This is a genomic window from Ruania alkalisoli, from assembly GCF_014960965.1.
Lineage (GTDB): Bacteria > Actinomycetota > Actinomycetes > Actinomycetales > Beutenbergiaceae > Ruania > Ruania alkalisoli.
Map to the genome: position 1 here is coordinate 1,886,426 of NZ_CP063169.1, position 23,726 is coordinate 1,910,151.

Annotated in this window: 17 protein-coding genes and 3 rRNA genes; all 20 read left to right on the plus strand. The window is 66.4% G+C overall.

From position 1 onward, the window contains the following. Positions 1–13: 13 nt before the first annotated feature. The 20 genes from IM660_RS08260 (at position 14) to IM660_RS08355 (ending at position 23,720) form a co-directional block, all read left to right on the plus strand. Complete coding sequence (locus tag IM660_RS08260; RefSeq protein ID WP_193498851.1) at positions 14–541, plus strand: arginine repressor; 528 nt, start codon at positions 14–16, stop codon at positions 539–541. After that, complete coding sequence (gene argG / locus IM660_RS08265) at positions 538–1,968, plus strand: argininosuccinate synthase (protein ID WP_193498852.1); 1,431 nt, start codon at positions 538–540, stop codon at positions 1,966–1,968. The genes IM660_RS08260 and argG overlap by 4 nt, the downstream gene beginning before the upstream one ends. Beyond that, on the plus strand, positions 1,968–3,419 hold the full coding sequence (argH, locus tag IM660_RS08270) for an argininosuccinate lyase (protein WP_193498853.1): 1,452 nt from the start codon (positions 1,968–1,970) through the stop codon (positions 3,417–3,419). The genes argG and argH overlap by 1 nt, the downstream gene beginning before the upstream one ends. A gap of 25 nt (positions 3,420–3,444) precedes the next feature. Beyond that, positions 3,445–4,053 carry a uridine kinase family protein gene (locus IM660_RS08275; protein ID WP_193498854.1) on the plus strand — a complete coding sequence of 203 codons (609 nt, stop codon included), beginning with the start codon at positions 3,445–3,447 and terminating at the stop codon, positions 4,051–4,053. Continuing rightward, positions 4,050–4,712 carry a DNA-3-methyladenine glycosylase gene (locus IM660_RS08280; protein ID WP_193498855.1) on the plus strand — a complete coding sequence of 221 codons (663 nt, stop codon included), beginning with the start codon at positions 4,050–4,052 and terminating at the stop codon, positions 4,710–4,712. Before IM660_RS08275 ends, IM660_RS08280 begins: the two co-directional genes overlap by 4 nt. A 108-nt stretch (positions 4,713–4,820) precedes the next feature. After that, positions 4,821–6,089, plus strand: coding sequence for a tyrosine--tRNA ligase (gene tyrS, locus IM660_RS08285; protein ID WP_193498856.1), 1,269 nt, complete (start codon positions 4,821–4,823; stop codon positions 6,087–6,089). A 785-nt stretch (positions 6,090–6,874) separates the two neighbouring features. Further along, positions 6,875–8,399, plus strand: a 16S ribosomal RNA gene (locus IM660_RS08290). A gap of 336 nt (positions 8,400–8,735) precedes the next feature. After that, positions 8,736–11,850 (plus strand): 23S ribosomal RNA (locus IM660_RS08295). A 135-nt stretch (positions 11,851–11,985) separates the two neighbouring features. Then, a 5S ribosomal RNA gene (rrf, locus tag IM660_RS08300) occupies positions 11,986–12,103 on the plus strand. The 16S, 23S and 5S rRNA genes sit together here, the layout of an rRNA operon. Positions 12,104–12,196: 93 nt before the next feature. Beyond that, positions 12,197–13,138 (plus strand): hypothetical protein, encoded by a 942-nt coding sequence (locus tag IM660_RS08305; RefSeq protein ID WP_193498857.1) that lies wholly within the window; start codon positions 12,197–12,199, stop codon positions 13,136–13,138. Beyond that, the gene (locus tag IM660_RS08310; RefSeq protein WP_193498858.1) at positions 13,135–14,184 is read left to right on the plus strand and encodes an HAD-IIA family hydrolase; all 1,050 of its coding nucleotides are present in this window, start codon (positions 13,135–13,137) and stop codon (positions 14,182–14,184) included. The genes IM660_RS08305 and IM660_RS08310 overlap by 4 nt, the downstream gene beginning before the upstream one ends. 39 nt (positions 14,185–14,223) lie before the next feature. Then, a complete protein-coding gene (locus IM660_RS08315) occupies positions 14,224–14,373 on the plus strand; it encodes a hypothetical protein (RefSeq protein ID WP_193498859.1) in 150 nt (49 codons plus the stop codon). Further along, positions 14,373–15,212: a TlyA family RNA methyltransferase gene (locus IM660_RS08320; RefSeq protein ID WP_193498860.1), complete on the plus strand. Its 840-nt coding sequence runs from the start codon at positions 14,373–14,375 to the stop codon at positions 15,210–15,212. Before IM660_RS08315 ends, IM660_RS08320 begins: the two co-directional genes overlap by 1 nt. Then, positions 15,209–16,054: an NAD kinase gene (locus tag IM660_RS08325; protein ID WP_193498861.1), complete on the plus strand. Its 846-nt coding sequence runs from the start codon at positions 15,209–15,211 to the stop codon at positions 16,052–16,054. The genes IM660_RS08320 and IM660_RS08325 overlap by 4 nt, the downstream gene beginning before the upstream one ends. Next, a complete protein-coding gene (gene recN, locus IM660_RS08330) occupies positions 16,051–17,775 on the plus strand; it encodes a DNA repair protein RecN (protein ID WP_193498862.1) in 1,725 nt (574 codons plus the stop codon). The genes IM660_RS08325 and recN overlap by 4 nt, the downstream gene beginning before the upstream one ends. Positions 17,776–17,780: 5 nt before the next feature. Continuing rightward, positions 17,781–18,974, plus strand: a complete 1,194-nt coding sequence (steA, locus tag IM660_RS08335) for a putative cytokinetic ring protein SteA (protein ID WP_193498863.1) — start codon at positions 17,781–17,783, stop codon at positions 18,972–18,974. Positions 18,975–19,029: 55 nt separating this feature from the next. Then, positions 19,030–20,145 carry a copper transporter gene (locus tag IM660_RS08340; protein WP_193498864.1) on the plus strand — a complete coding sequence of 372 codons (1,116 nt, stop codon included), beginning with the start codon at positions 19,030–19,032 and terminating at the stop codon, positions 20,143–20,145. Positions 20,146–20,210: 65 nt separating this feature from the next. Further along, complete coding sequence (locus tag IM660_RS08345; RefSeq protein ID WP_246465218.1) at positions 20,211–21,002, plus strand: hypothetical protein; 792 nt, start codon at positions 20,211–20,213, stop codon at positions 21,000–21,002. Beyond that, the gene (gene murJ / locus IM660_RS08350; RefSeq protein WP_193498866.1) at positions 20,999–22,627 is read left to right on the plus strand and encodes a murein biosynthesis integral membrane protein MurJ; all 1,629 of its coding nucleotides are present in this window, start codon (positions 20,999–21,001) and stop codon (positions 22,625–22,627) included. The genes IM660_RS08345 and murJ overlap by 4 nt, the downstream gene beginning before the upstream one ends. Beyond that, complete coding sequence (locus tag IM660_RS08355) at positions 22,620–23,720, plus strand: glycosyltransferase family 4 protein (RefSeq protein ID WP_210769098.1); 1,101 nt, start codon at positions 22,620–22,622, stop codon at positions 23,718–23,720. Before murJ ends, IM660_RS08355 begins: the two co-directional genes overlap by 8 nt. Positions 23,721–23,726: the final 6 nt, after the last annotated feature.

Genomic DNA, 23,726 nt, shown 5'->3' on the forward strand with positions numbered 1-23,726 from the left:
CGGCGAGCAGCCGATGAGCGTTCCTGCCACCAAGACCGCCCGGCACGCACTGATCCGCCAGGTCATCGCTACCGGTAGCGTGCGCTCGCAGGCCGAGCTCCAGCAGCTGCTCGCCGACCGTGGACTCTCGGCCACGCAGGCCACCCTCTCCCGGGACCTGGAGGAGTTGCGCGCCCAGAAGGTGCGTGGCGCTGAAGGCGGCCAGCAGTACACCGTGCCACCCGAGGGGCCCCTCGGGTACCCGAACACCTCCGACGGCGAACAGCTCGCCGCGCGCCTGGCGCGCCTGTGCACCGAGCTGCTCGTCTCCGCGCAAGCCTCGGGCAACCTCGTGGTTCTGCGCACGCCGCCGGGCGCGGCACAATTCTTGGCATCGGCGATCGACCAGTCGGTGCTGCCGCCGGTGATCGGATCGATCGCCGGTGACGACACTGTGCTGGTGATCGCAGCAGACCCAGACGGCGGAACCGCCGTCGCCCAGCTGTTCCTGGACCTGGCCGACGGCCGCGAACCAGAGCGCGACGAGAAGGAGAACGAGTGAGCAAGGTACTGACACAGCTGCCGGCCGGCGAGCGGGTAGGCATCGCCTTCTCGGGCGGGTTGGACACCTCTGTCGCCGTGGCATGGATGCGTGAGCGCGGTGCTGTCCCGTGCACCTACACCGCCGACCTCGGCCAGTACGACGAGCCGGAGATCGACAAGGTTCCCGGCCGAGCGCTGAAGTACGGAGCCGAGATCTCCCGGTCCGTGGACTGCAAGTCCGCACTCGTGGAGGAGGGCCTTGCCGCCATCGCGTGCGGCGCCTTCCACCTGCGCAGCGCCGGGCGTGCTTACTACAACACCACTCCGCTCGGGCGAGCCGTCACCGGCACCCTGCTCGTGCGGGCCATGCAGGCCGATGATGTGGAGATCTGGGGCGACGGGTCCACGTTCAAGGGCAACGACATCGAGCGGTTCTACCGCTACGGCCTACTCGCCAATCCGAACCTGCGCATCTACAAGCCGTGGCTGGATCCGGAGTTCGTGAGTCAACTGGGCGGTCGGTCGGAGATGAGCGAGTGGCTCACCGAGCGCAATCTGCCCTACCGCGACAGCGCCGAGAAGGCCTACTCCACCGACGCCAACATCTGGGGCGCCACCCACGAGGCGAAGACGCTCGAGCACCTGGACGTCTCGCTCGAGACGGTCACGCCGATCATGGGCGTGAAGTTCTGGGACCCGAATGTTGCGATCGAGACCGAGGACATCACCATTGCCTTCGAGCAGGGCCGTCCGGTCTCCATCAACGGCCGCCGGTATGAGGACCCGGTCGCGCTGGTGCAAGAGGCCAACACCATCGGCGGCCGGCACGGGCTGGGGATGTCGGACCAGATCGAGAACCGCATCATCGAGGCCAAGTCCCGCGGCATCTACGAGGCTCCCGGGATCGCACTGTTGCACATCGTGTACGAGCGCCTGGTAGCAGCGATCCACAACGAGGACACGATCGCCAATTACCACGCTGAGGGTCGGCGGTTGGGTCGCCTGTTGTATGAGGGGCGCTGGCTCGACCCGCAGGCGCTCATGATCCGCGAATCGATCCAGCGGTGGATCGCGTCCGTCGTCACCGGTGAGGTGACGCTGCGGCTGCGGCGCGGTGAGGACTACACGATCGTGCGCACCGACGGCCCGGCGTTCTCCTACGCCGCAGAGAAGCTCTCCATGGAGCGCACCGAGGACGCCGCGTTCGGCCCGACCGACCGCATCGGCCAGCTCACGATGCGCAACCTCGACATCGCCGACTCCCGCGCGAAGCTGGAGATGTACGCCCAGCAGCCGGTCGACCAGGGGCAGGTGCTGGTCGAGAACGGCACGCTGTTCGGTGAACTGCCCACCGGCGGTGCGCACGTCATCTCCGCGAACCCGCAGGCCGGGTCCGGAGACCAGAGCGCGTTGGACCACGTGGCCATGGAAGAAGGAGCCGACTGATGGGTGGCCAGTCCGCGCCGTCGGAGCGTGAGCCATCTGCAGGCACTGCGTCAGGAGCGCTATGGGGTGGCCGGTTCTCCGGCGGACCCGCTGACGCCCTGGCTGCCCTGAGCAAGTCGACGCACTTCGACTGGCGTCTCGCACGCCTCGACATCGCCGGCTCACGGGCCCACGCACGCGTGCTGCACCGAGCCGGGCTGCTGGACGAGGCCGAGCTGGAGGGCATGCTGACGGCGTTGGACCAGTTGGATGCCGACGTCACGGCCGGGGTGTTCACCCCGGCGGTCGAGGACGAGGATGTGCACTCGGCGCTCGAGCGGGGGCTGATCGAGCGTGCCGGCCCAGTGCTCGGTGGCAAGTTGCGGGCGGGGCGTTCGCGCAACGACCAGATCGCCACGCAGGTGCGGATGTACCTGCGGGAGCAGGCCACGATGATCGGGGCCGGTGTGCTGGACGTGGTCGACTCCCTGTGCGAGCAAGCCGCTGCGCATCCAGGTGCCGCGATGCCGGGCCGCACGCATCTGCAGCACGCGCAGCCGGTGCTCCTGGCCCATCACCTGCTTGCCCACGCGTGGCCGCTGTTGCGCGATGTCGAGCGTCTGCAGGACTTCGATCGCCGTGCGGCGTACTCCCCGTACGGGTCGGGTGCCTTGGCGGGGTCCTCGCTCGGCCTCGACCCGGCGGCCGTGGCCGCCGAGCTCGGGTTCGACGGACCGGTCGAGAACTCCATCGATGGCACCGCCTCCCGCGACCTGGTGGCCGAGTTCGCGTTCGTCTCAGCCATGATCGGGGTCAACCTCTCCCGGATTTCGGAGGAGGTGATCGTATGGGCCACGAAGGAGTTCGCCTTCGTGACGCTGCACGACTCCTTCTCTACGGGCTCCTCGATCATGCCCCAGAAGAAGAACCCCGATGTGGCTGAGCTCGCCCGTGGGAAGTCCGGCCGGTTGATCGGCGACCTTACCGGGCTGCTCGCGACGCTCAAGGGCCTGCCATTGGCCTACAACCGGGATCTGCAGGAGGACAAGGAGCCGGTGTTCGACGCCGTCGACACCCTCGGACTGCTCCTGCCGGCAGTGGCCGGCATGGTGGCCACGTTGACGTTCCACACCGATCGGCTCGCCGAGCTTGCTCCGCAGGGGTTCGCCTTGGCCACCGATATCGCCGAATGGCTGGTGCGCCAAGGGGTGCCGTTCCGGGACGCCCACGAGCTGGCTGGCGCATGCGTGCGGGTGTGCGAGGAGCGCGACATCGAGCTGTGGGACCTCACCGACGAACAGTTGGCGCAGATCGACCCGGCCCTGACCCCAGCGGTGCGCGAGGTTCTTTCCGTGGAGGGTGCACTCGCCTCACGAGACGCCGTTGGCGGCACCGCCCCGGTGCGGGTTGCCGAACAGCTGGAGGCAGCGCGGGGACGGGCGAGGTCGTTGCGCGAGGCACTGCGCGCGTGAGCGGACACTGCGCAGCCGGATCGCCATGACCGAGGCGTCGCCACCGGCACAGACCGTGCGGGCCATCACCGAGGCGGCCCGCACGGCCGGTCCTCGCTGCGGTGAGACGACCGTCGTGGCGATCGACGGCCCCGCTGGTTCTGGCAAGACCACCCTGGCCTCGGCTGTGGTCGCAGACCTGCAGGCCGGGGGCGCCGCAGTGACAACGGTCCACATGGACGACCTCTATCTGGGATGGTCCGGTCTGCGGGACTCCGCGAACCGGCTTCGCAAAGAGATCCTCGCGCGGCTGTGGCTGGGACGGGTGGGCCGGTACCGCCGCTACGACTGGCACCTCGAGGAGCTCGCAGAGGAGCAGGAGGTTCCCACCGGCGGTTACCTCGTCGTGGAAGGAGTGGGTTGTGTGCGTGCGGTCACCCGCGCGTTCCTGAGCGTGATCGTCTGGGTGGAGGCTGCTGACGATGTGCGTCTCGCGCGCGGGCTGGTGCGCGACGGGGCCGGGGCTGAGCCGTACTGGCGGCAGTGGATGGCCGAGGAGGCCGAGCTGTTCGCCGAATCCGGCGCGCGCGAGGTGGCAGATCTGCACGTGGACGCGTTCGGGCGGTTGCGCACACAGCGCCGGAGCGGGACGTGAGACAGATCGACCTGTCCGCCGTCGCGACCGACGTCGCACCCCTGCTGCTGGGCAGCGTGCTGGTCGGCACCGATGGCGTCGCGGTCCGCCTCGTCGAGGTCGAGGCATACCGCGGCGCCGAAGATCCAGGGTCGCACGCCTACCGAGGCCGGACCGCGCGAAACGCCACCATGTTCGGGCCACCAGGACGCGTCTACGTCTACCGGCACCTCGGTCTGCACCACTGTGTCAACGTGGTCTGTTCTCCCGCGGGGACGGCGACGGCGGTGCTGCTGCGGGCAGGCGAGGTGGTAGCGGGCCAGGAGGTGGCGTGGCAGCGTCGACGGGCCGCGGGCGTGTGCCGTGCCGAGCGCGATCTCGCCCGTGGACCGGCGCGGCTCGCGGTGGTGCTCGGCCTCACGTTGGCGCACGACGGCGCTCCTATGACGATCCAGCACTCGCCGCGGGACCGACCGGCGCCGGAAGCGTCGCGTATGCGCGCACCGGAAGCCGGAGCGAGGCCACTGGAACTGGTACCGGCGGACCAACCGGTCACCATGCGGACGGGCCCACGGGTGGGCGTCTCCGGTCGTGCAGGTACCGATGCCTACCCGTGGCGGTACTGGATCGACGGCGACCCGCACGTCTCGGCGTTCCGGGCCGGCCCAGGAACGTCGTGACAATGCAGCGGTCGTGACGATGCAGCGACGGCCTCTAGGCTGGGGCGCGGACAGGGGAACAGGCCCCAGTCCCGTCACGCAGACGGAGCGTAGACAAGGTAGGTCACAGTGAACGACATCCTCGACGAGTTGCGCTGGCGCGGTCTGATCGCCCAGTCCACCGACCTCTCGGCCCTGGCCGAGGCGCTCTCGACGGGACCGGTCACCTACTACGCGGGCTTCGACCCCACGGGTCCGAGCCTGCACCACGGGCACCTTGTCCAGCTGATGCTGCTGCGCCACCTGCAGAATGCCGGGCACCGCGCCATCGCGCTCGTCGGTGGTGCCACCGGGATGATCGGCGACCCGCGGATGTCGGGGGAACGCACCCTGAACACCAAGGAGGTGGTGGCCGCATGGACGGAGCGGCTGCACGCGCAGATCTCACGGTTCCTTGACTTCGAGGGTGATAACCCGGCGCAGATGGTGAACAACCTGGACTGGACGGCGCCGCTGTCGGCGATCGACTTCTTGCGTGACGTCGGCAAGCACTACCGGCTCGGCACGATGCTCGCCAAGGACACCGTGGCGCGCCGGTTGAACAGCGACGAGGGCATCAGCTTCACCGAGTTCAGCTACCAGATCCTGCAGGGGATGGACTTCCTCGAGCTGCACCGGCGGTACGGGTGCACGCTGCAGACTGGGGGCAACGACCAGTGGGGCAACCTGCTCTCGGGAGTCGACCTGGTGCACAAGGCCGATGGTGCCTCGGTGCACGCGCTGACCACGCCGCTGATCACGAAGGCTGACGGCACCAAGTTCGGCAAGACTGAGGGCGGCGCGGTGTGGCTGGCGCCGGACATGATGAGCCCGTACGCGTTCTTCCAGTTCTGGCTGAACACTGCCGATGCCGACGTGGTGGACTACCTCAAGGTGTTCACCTTCCTCGATCGCGACCGGATCACCGAACTCGCTGACATGGTGGAGGCGAACCCGAAGGCGAGGACGGCGCAGCGCACGCTCGCGCGGGAAGTGACGACGATCGTGCACGGTTCGGGGGCCACCGAACGGGTCGAGGCGGCCTCCGCCGCGTTGTTCGGGGGTGGGGATGCCGACGCGCTGCGCCGACTGGATGCGGGCACTCTGGCCGACGCCGTTTCCGAGGTACCGCGGGGTCAGATCATCATTGGTGAGACGACCATCGTGGACGCCTTGGTGGCTGCCGGGCTCGAGAAGGGGCGCAACGCCGCCCGACGTGTGGTCGCCGACGGTGGTGCCTACCTCAACAACGAGAAGGTCACGGATGCGGACCGCATCATCACCGGTGATGATCTGCTGGCCGGTGACGTGGCGCTCGTGCGCCGCGGTCGGCGTTCCCTGGCCGTCGTTTCTGGATGACCATCAAGGATCGCTCGTCCTCGTGACTGGGGCCGCACTGACACGGTGCGGCCCCAGTGTCGTGATGCAGCGGGGCGTCTTTGTACATCGCGATGTCGCTGTGCATCGCGCTCACGGGTGCTGAGCGGGAAGGCTGGCCCGCGACCGAACGGTGGTCGGGTGGTGGCCGGGTACCGGCACCGCAATGCACGTGCCGTCACGGGAAGGCGGGAGCGCGCGGGTGACCCGCATCACGTTGTCCCTGGGCTGTGAGGCGGGCAGCCCGCTCAGGACGTCGCTGGAAACGTATCTGTGCAGGTCAGAGGGCATCGAGCGGCACGTCAGGCACGATCGAGTGAGCAGGACCCCGCGATTTGACCCAGGGTTCACCGGCCCGTAATGTTTCATCCCGTCGCCCCGTGAAGGAGCAACGGACACCGATCAGGTGGCCGGTCCACACACGGAGCAGATCAGCCAAGCAGAACCGAGCTGATCATCCGACCGAGTCGCGGTAGCGCGAGTCAGGTTTGGTGGGGTAGGATCACGATCCGGCCCAACCAGCCACGTTGACTCGAAGAGCAGCGAGCGGTAGGGTAGAGCGGTTGCCCCGAGCGGATCCCAGATCTGGGACTCCTGAAGGTGCGCGTTCGTTGTTTGAGAACTCAACAGTGTGTTTGTAGTGATTGATGCCAGTTTTTTATGGTTGGTGTGCGCTCTTTTTGGGTGCGCATCTGCTGGGATTGTTTGTTTCGTATGGTTTGTTGGCGCCTTGTGCTCTTTTGGGGTGTGGGGTGTTGATAGATTCTTTTACGGAGAGTTTGATCCTGGCTCAGGACGAACGCTGGCGGCGTGCTTAACACATGCAAGTCGAACGATGAAGCGGTGCTTGCACCGTGGATTAGTGGCGAACGGGTGAGTAACACGTGAGTAACCTGCCCCTTTCTCTGGGATAAGCGCTGGAAACGGCGTCTAATACTGGATATTCAGGCATGCTCGCATGGGTGTGTTTGGAAAGATTTTTTGGTGAGGGATGGGCTCGCGGCCTATCAGCTTGTTGGTGGGGTGATGGCCTACCAAGGCGGTGACGGGTAGCCGGCCTGAGAGGGTGACCGGCCACACTGGGACTGAGACACGGCCCAGACTCCTACGGGAGGCAGCAGTGGGGAATATTGCACAATGGGCGAAAGCCTGATGCAGCGACGCCGCGTGAGGGATGACGGCCTTCGGGTTGTAAACCTCTTTCAGTAGGGAAGAAGGCTTCGGCTGACGGTACCTGCAGAAGAAGCGCCGGCTAACTACGTGCCAGCAGCCGCGGTAATACGTAGGGCGCAAGCGTTGTCCGGAATTATTGGGCGTAAAGAGCTCGTAGGCGGTTTGTCGCGTCTGCTGTGAAAACGCGGGGCTCAACTCCGCGCCTGCAGTGGGTACGGGCAGACTAGAGTGTGGTAGGGGAGACTGGAATTCCTGGTGTAGCGGTGGAATGCGCAGATATCAGGAGGAACACCGATGGCGAAGGCAGGTCTCTGGGCCACTACTGACGCTGAGGAGCGAAAGCATGGGGAGCGAACAGGATTAGATACCCTGGTAGTCCATGCCGTAAACGTTGGGCACTAGGTGTGGGATCCATTCCACGGATTCTGTGCCGCAGCTAACGCATTAAGTGCCCCGCCTGGGGAGTACGGCCGCAAGGCTAAAACTCAAAGGAATTGACGGGGGCCCGCACAAGCGGCGGAGCATGCGGATTAATTCGATGCAACGCGAAGAACCTTACCAAGGCTTGACATACACCGGAAGCCTGCAGAGATGTGGGTCTCTTTGGACACTGGTGTACAGGTGGTGCATGGTTGTCGTCAGCTCGTGTCGTGAGATGTTGGGTTAAGTCCCGCAACGAGCGCAACCCTCGTCCTATGTTGCCAGCACGTAATGGTGGGGACTCATAGGAGACTGCCGGGGTCAACTCGGAGGAAGGTGGGGATGACGTCAAATCATCATGCCCCTTATGTCTTGGGCTTCACGCATGCTACAATGGCCGGTACAAAGGGCTGCGATACCGCGAGGTGGAGCGAATCCCAGAAAGCCGGTCTCAGTTCGGATTGGGGTCTGCAACTCGACCCCATGAAGTCGGAGTCGCTAGTAATCGCAGATCAGCAACGCTGCGGTGAATACGTTCTCGGGCCTTGTACACACCGCCCGTCACGTCATGAAAGTCGGTAACACCCGAAGCCGGTGGCCCAACCCTTGTGGGGGGAGCTGTCGAAGGTGGGATTGGCGATTGGGACGAAGTCGTAACAAGGTAGCCGTACCGGAAGGTGCGGCTGGATCACCTCCTTTCTAAGGAGTTTCACGTTGTGAAGCTCGCTGCTGCTGTTGTGGTGCCTGTTGTGGGTGTCATGTGGTGGTGGTGTGCCATGCCCTGGGCGAGTGTTCTGGGGGTGGTGCTTCTATTGGGTGGAACATTAATCACGGTCTCTGGTGCTTGCCTTCCTGTGTGGGGGTGGGTGTTGGGGCGGACACACTGTTGGGTGTCCCAGGCAATGAGCCCGCTTTGGTGGGGTTGTTGGTTGGTTGTACACCGTCTGGTCTGGTGCTGGCTGTTGCTGGTATGCGGGTTGGGTGAGTGTCGGTAGCTTGAGAACTGCACAGTGGACGCGAGCATCTTTGATTTTGTGGCAAGTTTTTAAGAGCATTCGGTGGATGCCTTTGGCACCAGAGCCGAAGAAGGACGTAGTAGCTTGCGATAAGCCTCGGGAGTTGGCAAACGAACTTTGATCCGAGGATTTCCGAATGGGGAAACCCAGCCGGGGTCATGCCCGGTTACCTGCACCTGAACACATAGGGTGTGTGGGGAACGTGGGGAAGTGAAACATCTCAGTACCCACAGGAAAAGATATTCCGAGAGTAGTGGCGAGCGAAATCGATGAGGCCAAACCATGGTGTGTGATAGCCGGCAGGCGTTGCACTTGTGGGGTTGTGGGACTCGTTGGCTGATCCTCCGGTTGGCGAAGAGTGATCAAGTCGCGTGATAGTCGAAGGGCATTGAAAGGCCCAGCATAGAGGGTGTTACTCCCGTAGACGAAATTGCGTGGCCTCTTGATGAGTATCCCAAGTAGCACGGGGCCCGAGAAATCCCGTGTGAATCTGCCAAGACCACTTGGTAAGCCTAAATACTACCTGGTGACCGATAGCGGACAAGTACCGTGAGGGAAAGGTGAAAAGTACCCCGGGAGGGGAGTGAAATAGTACCTGAAACCGAATGCTTACAATCCGTTGGAGCCTCCTTAGCAGGGTGACAGCGTGCCTTTTGAAGAATGAGCCTGCGAGTTAGTGGTACGTGGCGAGGTTAACCCGTGTGGGGAAGCCGTAGCGAAAGCGAGTCCGAATAGGGCGACCGTAGTCGCGTGCTCTAGACCCGAAGCGAAGTGATCTATCCATGGCCAGGTTGAAGCGCGGGTAAGACCGCGTGGAGGACCGAACCCACCTAGGTTGAAAACTGGGGGGATGAGCTGTGGATAGGGTGAAAGGCCAATCAAACTTCGTGATAGCTGGTTCTCCCCGAAATGCATTTAGGTGCAGCGTCACGTGTTTCTTACCGGAGGTAGAGCTACTGGATGGCTGATGGGCCTCACCAGGTTACTGACGTCAACCAAACTCCGAATGCCGGTAAGTGAGAGCGTGGCAGTGAGACTGCGGGGGATAAGCTTCGTAGTCGAGAGGGAAACAGCCCAGACCACCAGCTAAGGCCCCTAAGCGTATGCTAAGTGGGAAAGGATGTGGAGTTGCACAGACAACCAGGAGGTTGGCTTAGAAGCAGCCACCCTTGAAAGAGTGCGTAATAGCTCACTGGTCAAGTGATTCTGCGCCGACAATGTAGCGGGGCTCAAGCATACCGCCGAAGCTGTGGCATTCACGCATTTACTTGGCTTACCTCTTCGGGGGTGGGTCCAGGTGTGTGGATGGGTAGGGGAGCGTCGTGTGGGGAGTGAAGCGGCGGAGTGATCCAGCCGTGGACGCCACACGAGTGAGAATGCAGGCATGAGTAGCGAAAGACGGGTGAGAAACCCGTCCGCCGAATGACCAAGGGTTCCAGGGCCAGGTTAATCCGCCCTGGGTAAGTCGGGACCTAAGGCGAGGCCGACAGGCGTAGTCGATGGACAAGCAGTTGATATTCTGCTACCGGCGAAGAACCGCCCATACCGAATCCGGTGATGCTAAACGCCCAACGTCTGCTAGATCCCCTTCGGGGGACGTGCAGTCCGAGCGCGTGACCCGAACCGGTAGTAGGTAAGCGTAGTAACAGGGGTGACGCAGGAAGGTAGCCCAGCGTGTCTTATGGCTTGGCACGTCCAAGGCTGTAGGGCGAGGTATAGGTAAATCCGTGCCTCATGTGCCTGAGAGCTGATGGTGACAGCGTATGCTGGATGATTGGGTGATCCTATGCTGCCTAGAAAAACCTCGGCGCGAGGTTCTAGCCGCCCGTACCCTAAACCGACTCAGGTGGTCAGGTAGAGAATACTAAGGCGATCGAGTGAATCGTGGTTAAGGAACTCGGCAAAATGCCCCCGTAACTTCGGGAGAAGGGGGCCGGACGCGTGACCTGCCCATTGCGGTGGTGAGCGTTGAAGGCCGCAGAGACCAGGGAGAAGCGACTGTTTATCAAAAACACAGGTCCGTGCGAAGTCGCAAGACGATGTATACGGACTGACGCCTGCCCAGTGCTGGAAGGTTAAGAGGACGGGTTAGTCACCTTTGGTGGCGAAGCTCAGAATTTAAGCCCCAGTAAACGGCGGTGGTAACTATAACCATCCTAAGGTAGCGAAATTCCTTGTCGGGTAAGTTCCGACCTGCACGAATGGCGTAACGACTTCTCCGCTGTCTCAACCGCGAACTCGGCGAAATTGCACTACGAGTAAAGATGCTCGTTACGCGCAGCAGGACGGAAAGACCCCGGGACCTTTACTATAGCTTGGTATTGGTGTTCGGTACGGCTTGTGTAGGATAGGTGGGAGACTGTGAAGCGCCCGCGCCAGCGGGTGTGGAGTCAACGTTGAAATACCACTCTGGTCGTTCTGGACATCTAACCTCGGTCCGTGATCCGGATCAGGGACAGTGCCTGGTGGGTAGTTTAACTGGGGCGGTTGCCTCCTAAAAAGTAACGGAGGCGCTCAAAGGTTCCCTCAGCCTGGTTGGCAATCAGGTGGCGAGTGTAAGTACACAAGGGAGCTTGACTGTGAGACGTACATGTCGAGCAGGGACGAAAGTCGGAACTAGTGACCCGACGGTGGCTCGTGGAAGCGCCGTCGCTCAACGGATAAAAGGTACCCCGGGGATAACAGGCTGATCCTGCCCAAGAGTCCATATCGACGGCATGGTTTGGCACCTCGATGTCGGCTCGTCGCATCCTGGGGCTGGAGTAGGTCCCAAGGGTTGGGCTGTTCGCCCATTAAAGCGGTACGCGAGCTGGGTTCAGAACGTCGTGAGACAGTTCGGTCCCTATCCGCTGCGCGCGTTGGAAATTTGAGAAGGGCTGTCCCTAGTACGAGAGGACCGGGACGGACTAACCTCTGGTGTGCCAGTTGTTCCGCCAGGAGCACGGCTGGTTAGCTACGTTGGGAAGGGATAACCGCTGAAAGCATCTAAGTGGGAAGCCTGCTTCAAGATGAGATTTCCATACACCCTCGAGGTGTGAGAGGCTCCCAGCTAGACCACTGGGTTGATAGGCCGGATGTGGAAGCACCGAAAGGTGTGAAGCTGACCGGTACTAATATGCCGATGACTTACCACAACACACAATCATTGCGTGTACGCGTCCACTGTGCGGTTCCCGAGAGACCGCCACCACCACCCACCCCGCCCAGGGTTTGTTCAACAAGCCCGGGTAGGAACAGGGCAGAGTGTGCAGTAGTCATCTCCATAGAGTTACGGCGGCCATAGCGAGGCGGGAAACGCCCGGTCCCATTCCGAACCCGGAAGCTAAGCCCCTCAGCGCCGATGGTACTGCGACCGCGAGGTCGTGGGAGAGTAGGACACCGCCGGACACCCATTCCAACAAGGGCCACCCCACCACGGGGTGGCCCTTGTTGCGTTAACCCCGGTAGTGTGTCGGCGGAATCTGAACAGTGAGGAGCACGATGGGCGAGGGTCGTAGCGGCGACGGGTGGCGTGCACGGGACGATCGGCGAGGTTCCGGTGAGCGGCCGGGCCGTAGTTCGGGGCAACACCGCAGCCGTGATCGGGATGGCGCACGGGGCTCTTCCGCGGGAAGCGACCTGCGCCGTCGGCGTCCGCCTGTAGGCCGTGAGGAGGAGCGTCCCCGGCAGGAGGACCGTCCCCAGGATCCGCCGCTGGCGGAATCGGTCACGCCGGATCAGCTCGACCGTTCCGCGCGTTCGCGACTGCGTACGCTGTCGAAGGACAACGCCGACCGCGTCGCACGTCACCTGGTCACGGCCGGGCTGTTGCTCGATGAGGACCCGGAGAGGGCGTATCAGCATGCGCATGCGGCCTTGCGGCGTGCGGGCCGGGTCGATGTTGTCCGCGAGGCCGTGGCGCTGGCGGCGTACGCGACTGGCCGCTACGCCGAAGCGCTGCGCGAGGTGCGCACTGTCCGGCGACTGAGCGGGGTTGACGGTTTGCGTGCCATTGAAGCCGACTGTGAACGGGGTCTCGGCCGTCCTGAGCGGGCGCTGAACCTGGCATCGGCGCCTCCCAGTCCCGCGATGAGCGCAGAAGACCGGGTGGAACTGGCGATCGTGGCCAGCGGAGCGAGGCTCGATCTCGGCCAACCTGAGGCTGCGCTCCTCCTGCTTGAGCAGGCGGAGGCGGCGTCCGCCACCGGCCCACTGGGAGAACGAGTATCCGAAGCGCGCGTCGTTGTGCTGCGTGCGCTGGGTCGCGTTGCCGAGGCCGATGAGCTCGAGGGTTTGCTTCCCGTACGGGAGGAGTCCGACGGGGATGTGGCTTTCGGCGAGGTTGAACTGTCTGCTGCGGAGATCGAGGCACTGGCAGCCAGCAGTTCAGCTTCTCGCGACGAGGATGAGAGCACGGCGAGCGAGAAGGACGCCAACTCATGAGCGCTGCCACCCTGATCGGATGCGACCGTCCCCTCCAAGAGGAGTACGACGTCGCGCTGCTCGACCTCGACGGCGTGGTGTATCGCGGAGCTGACGGCGTGCCGCACGCCGCGAGCGCTATCGACCAGGCGCGTGCAGCGGGCTTGCGCTCGATGTTCGTGACCAACAACGCCGCCCGCTCCCCGCAGACGGTCGCCCGGCATCTGACCGACCTGGGAATCCCGACCGGTCCGGAGGAGGTGACCACAGCAGCACAGGCGGCGGCTGCTCTGGTGGCGAGCGAGGCCGATGAGGACACGCGCGTGCTCGCTATCGGCGGCGACGGACTGCGGGAGGCTCTGCTAGACCTAGGACTGACGGTCGTCGATACAGCTGCCGATGCCCCGACGGTCGTCGTCCAGGGTTTCGCACCCACCCTCGGCTGGCCCGACCTGGCGGAGGCTGTCTACGCCATCGGCGCGGGTGCCACCCATATCGCGTCGAACGTCGACGCCACACTCCCCACCGAACGGGGCATGGCGCCCGGCAACGGATCCCTGGTTGCGGCCGTGGTGCATGCGACGGGAGTGCAGCCACGGTCTACCGGGAAGCCGCAGCCGGAGATCTTTCAGCAGGCAGCCTCGCGTGCAGGCGGACGGCACCCCATCGTGGTGGGGGACCGTTTGAACACCGATCTCGCCGGAGCCCGTGCCGCGTGCTACCCCGGATTGCATGTACTGACCGGGGTCGACGGGATGGCTGAGGTTCTCAAAGCCCGTCCCGAGTATCGTCCCAGCTACCTCGCTGCTGATCTGCGTGGTCTCGCTCAGGCACATCCCGAACCCCGCGCCGAGGATGATGTCTGGGTGTGCGGGCAGGCACGTGCCAGCGTCCGGGACGGCACTGTCGTCTTCGACCGTCCAGACGGTCCGGTGTCACTGGGCGTGACACCGATCTCCATCGACGAGTTCCGTGCCGCCGCCGCGGCAGCCTGGGCCGCCAGTGACGCCGCCGGAGTCGCGACCGTGCTCAGCGACGTGCCCGCCCTCACGCTCACCGCAGACTGACGTCGCGCCGGGTAGCGTGGGAGTCAGAAGGGAGCAGCAGTGACGATCATCGAGCCCGCCGGCGACGACCTCGAGGCTGCCCTGGCGTTCGCTGAGGGACTGAAGGACGAGCCGCTGCCGGCACACGTGGAGGCATTCGAACGCGTGCACACGATCCTCCAGGACCGGCTCGCGCGAGCCGACGCCTGATGGCCCGCCGTGCGCGCCTCGACGCCGAACTGGTTCGCCGCGGACTGGCCCGGTCGCGCCAGCACGCCGCCGAGCTGATCGCCGAGGGCCGAGTGCTGCTCGACGGCACTCGGGCGAACAAGGCCGCCACTCAACTGGATCCAGCCCGAGCGGTGCGGGTTCTGGAGCCGGCCGACGGGGCGAAGGAGTACGCCTCGCGGGGCGGGCACAAGCTCGCCGGAGCACTCGACGCTCTCGGCAGCAAGGCCCCACGGGTAGCTGGTCGTCATGCGCTCGACGCTGGTGCCTCGACCGGCGGGTTCACCGATGTGCTGCTGCGTCGCGGTGCTCGTTCGGTGGTCGCTGTCGATGTTGGCTATGGCCAACTGGTGTGGGCGTTGCGCAATGACGACCGAGTCTTGGTCATGGACCGAACCAACGTCCGCTCGCTCCGGCCCGAGGACGTCCAGCCGCCGGTCGACCTGGTGGTCGGGGACCTGTCCTTCATTTCCCTCACGCTGGTGTTGCCGGCCTTGTGGAGTGTGGCCACACCCGAGGCTGACCTGCTGCTCATGGTCAAGCCGCAGTTCGAAGTGGGCAAGGAACGACTCGGCTCCGGGGGAGTCGTGCGGGACACAGCACTGCACGCGGATGCTGTCCACACCGTCGTGGCCGCCGCGGCCGAGCTGGGCCTCGGCCTGCGTGCCGCGGTCGCCAGCCCGCTGCCCGGACCGAGCGGCAATGTGGAGTACTTCGTGCACCTGCACGCCGGACCCGGCACTGACCCCGAGAGCATGATCGCTCATGCCATCGCCACCGGGCCTGCGGGTGCGGCCGCTGCGACAGGAGAAACCTCATGAGCCGTCACGTGCTCGTCCTGACCCACCCCACCCGACCGGCGGCACAACGGTCCGCAGAGCAGGTCGCGACCGAGCTGCGCCGGCACGGAATGACACCGGTCACCGAAGACGAGATCGCCGCTACCGAGATCGAGCTCGTGATCGTTCTCGGAGGCGACGGCACGATCCTGCGCGCCGCCGAACTGATCCGCGGCCGGGACGCGCCGCTGATCGGTGTGAACCTGGGGCACGTCGGATTCTTGGCTGAGTCCGAGGTTGACCGGATCTCGCACGTCGTCTCCCGGGCAGCCGCGCGCGACTACGCGGTCGAGGAACGCATGACCCTTGACGTCACCGTCACCCGGCCCGACGCCCCGCCCGTGCGCAGCTGGGCGATCAACGACGTCAGCGTTGAGAAGGCCGAACGCGAACGCATGGTCGAGGTAGCGATCGGCATCGACGACCGCGGACTGTCAACCTTCGGATGCGATGGGGTCGTGATGTCCACGCCGACCGGGTCGACGGCCTACGCCTTCTCTGCCGGCGGGCCGGTCGTCTGGCCGGACGTCGAAGCGATGCTGCTCGTGCCTATCAGTGCCCACACCTTGTTCGCCCGTCCGCTCGTGGTCGGCCCGGACTCGCGAATGAGTGTGGAGATCCTCAGCCGCAGCTACACCTCGGCCGTCGTCTGGTGCGACGGCCGGCGACGGATCGAGGCACCGCCCGGGGCACGGATCGACGTGGTGCGAGGTGAGGAACGAGTCCGCCTCGCCCGATTCAACCTGGCACCGTTCACCGACCGCCTCGTGGGCAAGTTCAACCTTCCGGTGGCCGGCTGGCGAGGGGAGCACGACAACCCGTGATCGAGGAGATCCAGATCCGTGACCTCGGTGTCATCGAGTCCGCCCGCATCGAACTCGACCGAGGACTGACGGTCATCACCGGCGAGACCGGAGCTGGCAAGACCATGGTGCTCACCGGTCTCGGGCTCCTGCTCGGCGGGAAGGCGGACCTCGGGGCCGTCCGCCCCGGAGCGGACAGTGCCGTCGTCGAGGGCCGGCTCGTGCCACCACCGGGCCACCGGGCCCTTGATGTGGCCGTCGACGCCGGCGCGCTGCTCGACGACGACGCGCTGCTGGTGGCCCGGACGGTCTCGACGAGCCGGTCACGTGCGCACGTCGGTGGCCGGTCCGTCCCCCAGGGCTTGCTCGGTGAGATCGGTGCCGAGCTCGTGACCGTGCACGGCCAGAGTGAACAGCTCCGGCTCCGTGCGCCGGCTCAACAGCGGCAAGCTCTCGATTCCTTCGCCGGCGCCGCCCATCTCGCCGCGGTTGCCGAGTACGGTGCAGCGCACGCGGCGCGGCAAGACGCTGCGCGTGCGCTGGCCCGGTGGGACGAGGACACGCAGGCCCGGGAGGCAGAGCTGGAGCGGCTGCAGCGCGCGCTCGAACGTATCGACGCCCTCGAACCCCGAGCGGGCGAGGACGTGGAACTGCGTGCGGAAGCTGAGCGCCTGGGCAACGTCGAGGATCTTCGCACGGCCGCCCAGCATGCCCACGATGCGATCGGGGGAGCAGAGGATCTGGACGCACCCGAAGGAGCGGTCGCTCTCGTCGACCAAGCGCGCCGGTCTCTGGCGGGTGCGGCCGCCTACGATGCCACACTGCAGGAGTGGAGCAGCCGGCTCGACGCCGTCAGTTATCAGCTGTCCGACACGCTCACCGAGATCGGAAGCTATGTCACCGGTCTGGAGGCCGATCCGCAGCGACTGGACCAGGTGCACCAGCGCCGTGCCGATCTCAGTGACCTTGCACGCGCATACACCGACGGTGGCACGCTCGCCGAACTCCTCGACTTCGCGGCTGCTGCGCGCGAGCGGGTGGGTGCGCTCACGGCGCCAGGGGCCGGCCGGGAAGCCCTCGCGGCCGAGCTCGACCGGCACACCGCGGCCGAGCGAGAAGCGGCCGCTGCCCTCACCGCCAGCCGGATCCGTGCGGCGGAGATGATGGCAGCCGCAGTCGACGCCGAACTGGCCGGCCTCGCCATGTCCGGCGCGCAGATGACGGTCGAGCTCACCCCACGGGACGACTTGGGTCCGTGGGGTGCCGAAGACGTCGAGCTCCTGCTGACGGCGCACCCCGGTGCCCCGGCACGCCCGCTCGGCAAGGGAGCCTCCGGTGGTGAGCTCTCTCGTGTCATGCTTGCCATCGAAGTAGCGATGGCGCGAGCACAGGCCGAGGCAGGCGAGAGGACCCTGCCGACTTTCGTCTTCGATGAGGTCGACGCCGGGGTCGGGGGCCAGGCCGCCGTCGAAGTCGGACGTCGCCTCGCCGAGCTCGCCCGGCACACGCAGGTGATCGTCGTCACGCACCTGGCGCAGGTCGCCGCGTTCGCCGACCGGCACCTCGTCGTCATGAAGACCTCGGGCACGGGCCAAGATGCCGTGACCAACAGTGACATCCGAGTGGTCGAGGGCACCGACCGGGAGGCCGAACTGGCCCGCATGCTCTCCGGAGACGCCACCTCTGCCGCGGCGCTCCAGCATGCCGCTGAGCTTCTCGAACGCCCCGTCATGGGACCATAGCGGTGATGATCTCCCTGCTACGTCGCCGAGCCAGGGACGAGGATGACGCCGATGAGACCCTCGCCCCCGTTCGAGTCGACCCTCGGACGAAGTCGCTGACCAAGCGTCTCCGGCCAGAGGAGGTCGCCGTCATCGACCACCTCGACCTGGACCGTGTCTCGGCTGAGGCCCTCGTGGCGTGCCGACCCGCTGCGGTGCTGAATGCCGCACCCTCCATCTCCGGCCGCTACCCCAACCTGGGGCCGCAGATCGTCATCGACGCCGGTATCCCGCTCATCGACGATCTCGGGCCCGACATCATGACCCTGCGCGAGGGGGCACGGGTGCGGATCGTCGAGGGCGCGGTCGTCGCCGCCGACGGCACGATCATCGCCGAAGGCACTGTCCAGACTGGCGAGTCCGTCGAGACGGCCATGGAAGAGGCCAAGGCCGGCCTGTCAGTGCAGCTCGAAGCCTTCGCCGCCAACACGATGGACTACATGCGGCGCGAACGCGAGCTGCTGCTCGACGGCGTCGGTGTGCCGACGGTACGAACCGACTTCGATGGCCGGCATGTGTTGATCGTCGTGCGTGGCTACTCCTACCGGGAGGACCTCGCGATGCTGCGTTCCTACGTCCGTGAGTACCGTCCGCTCCTGGTCGGCGTCGACGGTGGAGCGGACGCGATCCTGGAGGAGGGACTGCGTCCAGACATGATCGTCGGGGACATGGACTCCGTATCCGACAAAGCGCTGCGCAGCGGAGCCGAGATCGTAGTTCACGCGTACCGGGACGGACGCGCCCCCGGGCTGGAACGTGTGAAGGACCTCGGAGTGCGGCACGTGACCTTCCCGGCCACCGGTACGAGCGAGGACGTCGCCATGTTGCTCGCGGACGAGAAGGGGGCCTCTCTGATCGTCGCAGTCGGCACGCACGAGACGTTGGTGGAGTTCCTCGATAAGGGCCGCGCCGGCATGGCGAGTACCTTTCTGACCCGGCTGCGGGTGGGGGGCAAGCTCATCGACGCCAAGGGTGTTTCCCGCCTGTACCGGCACCGGATCTCCAACTGGCAGGTCACCGCGCTGATCCTTGCCGGCCTCGCGGCCCTCACGGCGGCTGCGGCCGCGACACCGGCGGGCCAGGCGTTCTTCGGGATCCTGCTTGCCCGCTTCGACGACTTCTGGTCCTGGATACGGGACCTGTTCACGGGGCTCTTCTAGCGGTGCGTGGCTTCCGACACGCACCGCTAGGGCCCGCAACGAGAAAGACAACCCAGTGATCGACTTCCGCTACCACATCGTGTCACTCATCTCGGTGTTCCTCGCGCTCGCCGTGGGCATCGTGCTGGGCGCTGGACCGCTCCGCGACTACATCGCTGACGAGCTCTCCGGGCAGGTCGAGCAGTTGCGCGCCGAGAAGGACGCGCTGCGGGAGGATCTCGACGTCGCCGAGGCGGCACTTCAGGGCCGGAGCACCTTCCTCACCGAGGCTGCACCGCAACTCTACGACGGCGTCCTGGAGGGACGTACGGTTGCGATCGTGACACTGCCGGAGACCGATTCGGCCGTCGCCGAGGCCGTTGAGGCCCGCCTGGTGCAGGCCGGCGCCGCCATCTCCGGCAGGGTAGCGGTGGCACCCGGATGGACCGATCCCGCCGAGACGGCGTTCCGAGCCGGGATCGCAGAGAATCTGGTCGCTCAGCTCAATCCGGCCCCCGACGCTTCCACCCCTGCTGATCACGTGCTCGCGCAAGCGCTCGGGCAGTCGTTGACGTTGCGAGACCCCGGCGCCCCCCAGCGGCGTTCAGCCGAGGCGGACGACATCCTGGAGATCCTGCGCACCTCCGAGTTGGTCACAGAGTCCAGCACCGTCGAGGGTCCTGCCTATGCCACCGTGGTGGTCGGCCCCAACGACCACCACGACGAACCGCTCACCGACGCCGAGCTCACCGAGGCAGAGACGACCAACGAGGCTTACCTCGTCCTCGCCGCAGGGATCGCTGAGACCGGTGAGGGTTCGGTACTGGCCGGCGTCGACGGTGGCGCGGGGACGCTGCTGGCCGCCTTGCGCTCCGGTTCGGACACCGACGATGTCGCCATCACCAGCGTCGACTCCGTCGGTACCATCACCGGGCAGGTCACCGTCCCGCTGGCGCTGGCCGCCACGATCGCCGGGGAGGGTGCTCAGTTCGGCCTCGAGGAATCGGCTGATCTGGTCCTGCCCGAGCCCGTGACGCTTGACCTGCCCGATCCGGCAGCCTTCGCGCCCGGTCCCGTGGGGGCCGATGACCAGAGCACCGACGACGCTGATGACGACCAGACCGACGACACCGATGACGACCAGAGCGCGGATGCTGAGCAGTCGGCGGATGCGGACCAGGCCGACGGATGAAGCTGACCAGGCGCGGGGTCGCGACGACCGCGGGTGCGGCGACGGTTGCGGCGGCAGCTGTGCTGATGCAACGCACCACTGAGCTGGGCGGCCGCTGGGAGCGGACGAACTTCCGCGGTCGTCGGGTCCATCTACGTGGTGGTCTGGCCGCCGGGCTCGGGAGCGTCGTGGCCGCCGCTGTCGCCACCGTCCCGGGCCGGCCCGGCGAGACTGCCGGAGCTGTGCTGGCCACGACAGCCGGAGGCGTCTTCGGCTTGCTGGACGATCTCGACCCGACCCCTGCCGCGACTCGTGGCCTGCGTGGCCATCTCCGGGCGCTCGCAGGAGGCCGGGTGACCACAGGGGCGGCCAAGCTGCTCGGGATCTCCAGCTGCGCCGTCGGGGCTGCCGCCCTGCTCACTGACGGCGGACGGCGGGGAGCGACGCGGTCCGTTCCCCTGCCTGTCCGGATGGCTGACGTGCTCGCCTCGGGCGCGCTGATCGCCGGTACCGCCAACCTGATCAACCTGTTCGACCTGCGGCCTGGGCGAGCACTGAAGGTAGCGACGCTCCTGACAGCTTCGATGCTCACTCAGCCGGGCACCACCGGAGACCTGGCTGCCGCAGCCGGTGGCGTCGCGGCAGCGTCTCTGCCCAGCGATCTCGGTGAGCGGACGATGCTTGGCGACACCGGTGCGAACGCTCTCGGTGCACTGCTCGGAAGCGCGGCCGCGGCCCATCCACGACCGGAGGTCCGGTTCGCGGCCCTGGGGGCCGTCGTCATGCTCATCCTGGCGAGCGAGAAGGTCAGCTTCTCGGCCGCGATCGCGAAGACACCGGTGCTGCGCGCTATCGACGGCTGGGGTCGCCAGCCGTGACGACGCGCCGCCTGCTCGGCTCGGTGGCCGGGGCGGCGACCATGATCGCTGCGCTGACCATCGCCTCCCGGCTGCTCGGCTTCGGACGTTGGCTGGTCCAGGCAGAGACCGTGCGCTCGGGCGCCGTTGGTGACGCATACGCCGCCGCGAACATGGTGCCGAACGTCCTCTACGAGGTGGTCGCCGGTGGGGCCCTGGCCGGTGCCGTGATCCCGTTGCTGGCCGGCCCCATCGCCCGCCAGGTGCGCCAGGATGTCGACCGGACCTCCTCAGCGCTCCTGACGTGGGCGGTGGCAGCACTGCTGCCGGTCGCGGTGGCGCTCACTGTGCTGGCGCGCCCCATCGCCGGCCTGCTGCCCGATGCGGCCGGAACGGATCCAGCGGTCCAGGTGGAGGCGACGACTCGTTTCCTCCAGGTGTTCGCACCGCAGGTTGTGCTCTACGGCATCGGCGTGGTGCTCACCGGCGTCCTACAGGCACACCGGCGGTTCCTGGCTCCGGTTCTGGCCCCCATCGCCTCCACCGGCGTGGTGATCGTGAGTTATCTGGTGTTCGGCCTGCTCGCCGACGGGCTGCAAGATTCTCCCGGAGCGCTCCCGGACGCGGCCTTCGCGTGGCTCGCCTGGGGAACGACGGCCGGGGTCGCCGCGCTCTCGCTCCCGCTGCTGATCCCTGTGCGCCGGTGCGGTGTGCGGCTGCGCCCCACCTTCCGCTTCCCGCCCGGTGTCGCCGGGCGGGCAAGGTCACTCGCGCTGGCCGGCCTGGGCTCGCTCCTCGCCCAGCAGCTGTCGGTGCTGGCCGTGCTGTGGGTCGCCCGTACCGGTGGTGACGCGGGCACGATCTTGGTGTTCCAGTGGACGCAGGCGGTCTATCTGCTGCCCTACGCCGTCCTGGCGGTACCCCTGGCCACGGCCGCCTTCCCACGGCTGGCGGAGCTGGCGGCCGTCGAGGACGACAGCCTGCACCAGACCGTCTGGACTGCTCTACGAGCGGTGCTCGCCGTGGCAGTACTCGGGGCGGGAGCGCTCGTGGCCGTGGCGCCAGCAGTGGAGCAGCTGTTCGCTGGATGTGATCCCTCGGGCGAGTGTGCCAACGACACCACCGGGATGGCGACGGCGCTGTCGGTGATGGCACCGGGCGTGATCGGCCTGTCGACGATCTTCCTCGTCGCACGTGTTCTCTACACGATGGATCGCAACCGCGCGGCGGTCTCGGCCACGGCGTTGGGCTGGCTCACGGTCACCGTCACGGCCGTCCTCGGGGTGCTCACGCTCGCTCCCGAGGGTGGCGATGGGCCGAGGACGCTGCTGGTGCTGGGTGGAGCGCATGCGGCCGGGATGACCGTTGCCGGCCTTGCCCTGGTGGTGCTGCTGGCGCTCGCTCTCCGTGAACGGATCCCGGGACCGGTGGTGCGCACGACCCTCGTGGTGGGCGTCGGAGCGCTCTTGGGGGCCGCCGGGGGGCGGTGGGCCACCGCGCAAGGGCTGGACCGCCTGGGTGAGGGTGCGGTGGCCGCCGTGATCGCCGGCGGCAGCGGTACAGCCCTGGCTCTCGCCGTCGTCGCCGGCTGTGTGCTCATCGGGGATCGTGGGATCCTGAGCATCGTGAGGAGACGCCGTGCCTGATCGCAGAATCGTCCAGCTGACCGGTTCCACCGATGGTGGGATCGGCCGGCACGTGCGCGAGATGGCCTCGGCGCTCGCCCGAGACAACCGGGTGATCCTGGCCGGGCCGCGCGAAGCGCTCACCGATATCGCGTCCCCGGTGCACACGAGCGTGATCGACGTGCGCGACCGCCCGCGGGCCGGGGACGCCGCTGCCGTTGCACGCATCCGCCGTATCGCCCGCGGAGCCGATGTGCTGCATGCCCACGGACTGCGCGCCGGTGCCCTGGCCGCACTCGCTCTGAGCACGCCCACCCCCGAACGGACGGCTCTCGTGGTGACCTTGCACAACGCCGCCGTCGGTGGGCACGGGGTGCGTTCGGTGGGGGCCGGTCTGCTGCGCATGATCACCGCCAGGGCCGATGTGGTCCTCGGTGTCAGTGGTGATCTGGTGGCCGATGCCCTGGCGCACGGCGCCCGTCGGGCCGAGCGCGGGCTCGTTCCCGCGCCGACACATGCTCCGGGTGCTGACAGCTGGCACGAGACGGCGCGCCGGGCCGCGGGCGTGGGACCAGACGACCAGATCGTGCTCACGCTCGCCCGGCTCGCCCCGCAGAAGGGCCTGGGCCTGCTGGCCGACTCGGCTGCCCTGCTCGCCGACCGGATGCCTACCGCTCGCTGGTTGGTGGCGGGCAGTGGCCCGCTCATGGATGAGCTCGCCGACCAGGTGCTGGGCGAGGCTCTCCCGGTGACACTCCTCGGACGCCGGCGCGATGTACCTGCGATGCTCGCGTCGGCTGATGTGCTGGTGAGCACGAGTGCCTGGGAAGGGCAGCCGTTGAACGTGCAGGAGGCTCTAGCCGCCGGGGTCCCGGTGGTGGCGACCGACGTCGGCGGCACGCGGGAGGTCACCGGTGACGCCGCGTTGCTGGTGCCCTACGGCGATCCGGACGCCCTGACCTCGGCGATCACCCGTGTGCTCACTGACCATGACCTCGCTGCGGACCTGCGTGCCCGTGCTCTCGCGAGGGCCGCCGAGCTGCCGACGGTGGACGACGCGCATGCCCAGCTTGAGCGGATCTACGCCGAGGTGACCGATCCGGTGATAGCGTAGAAGCCC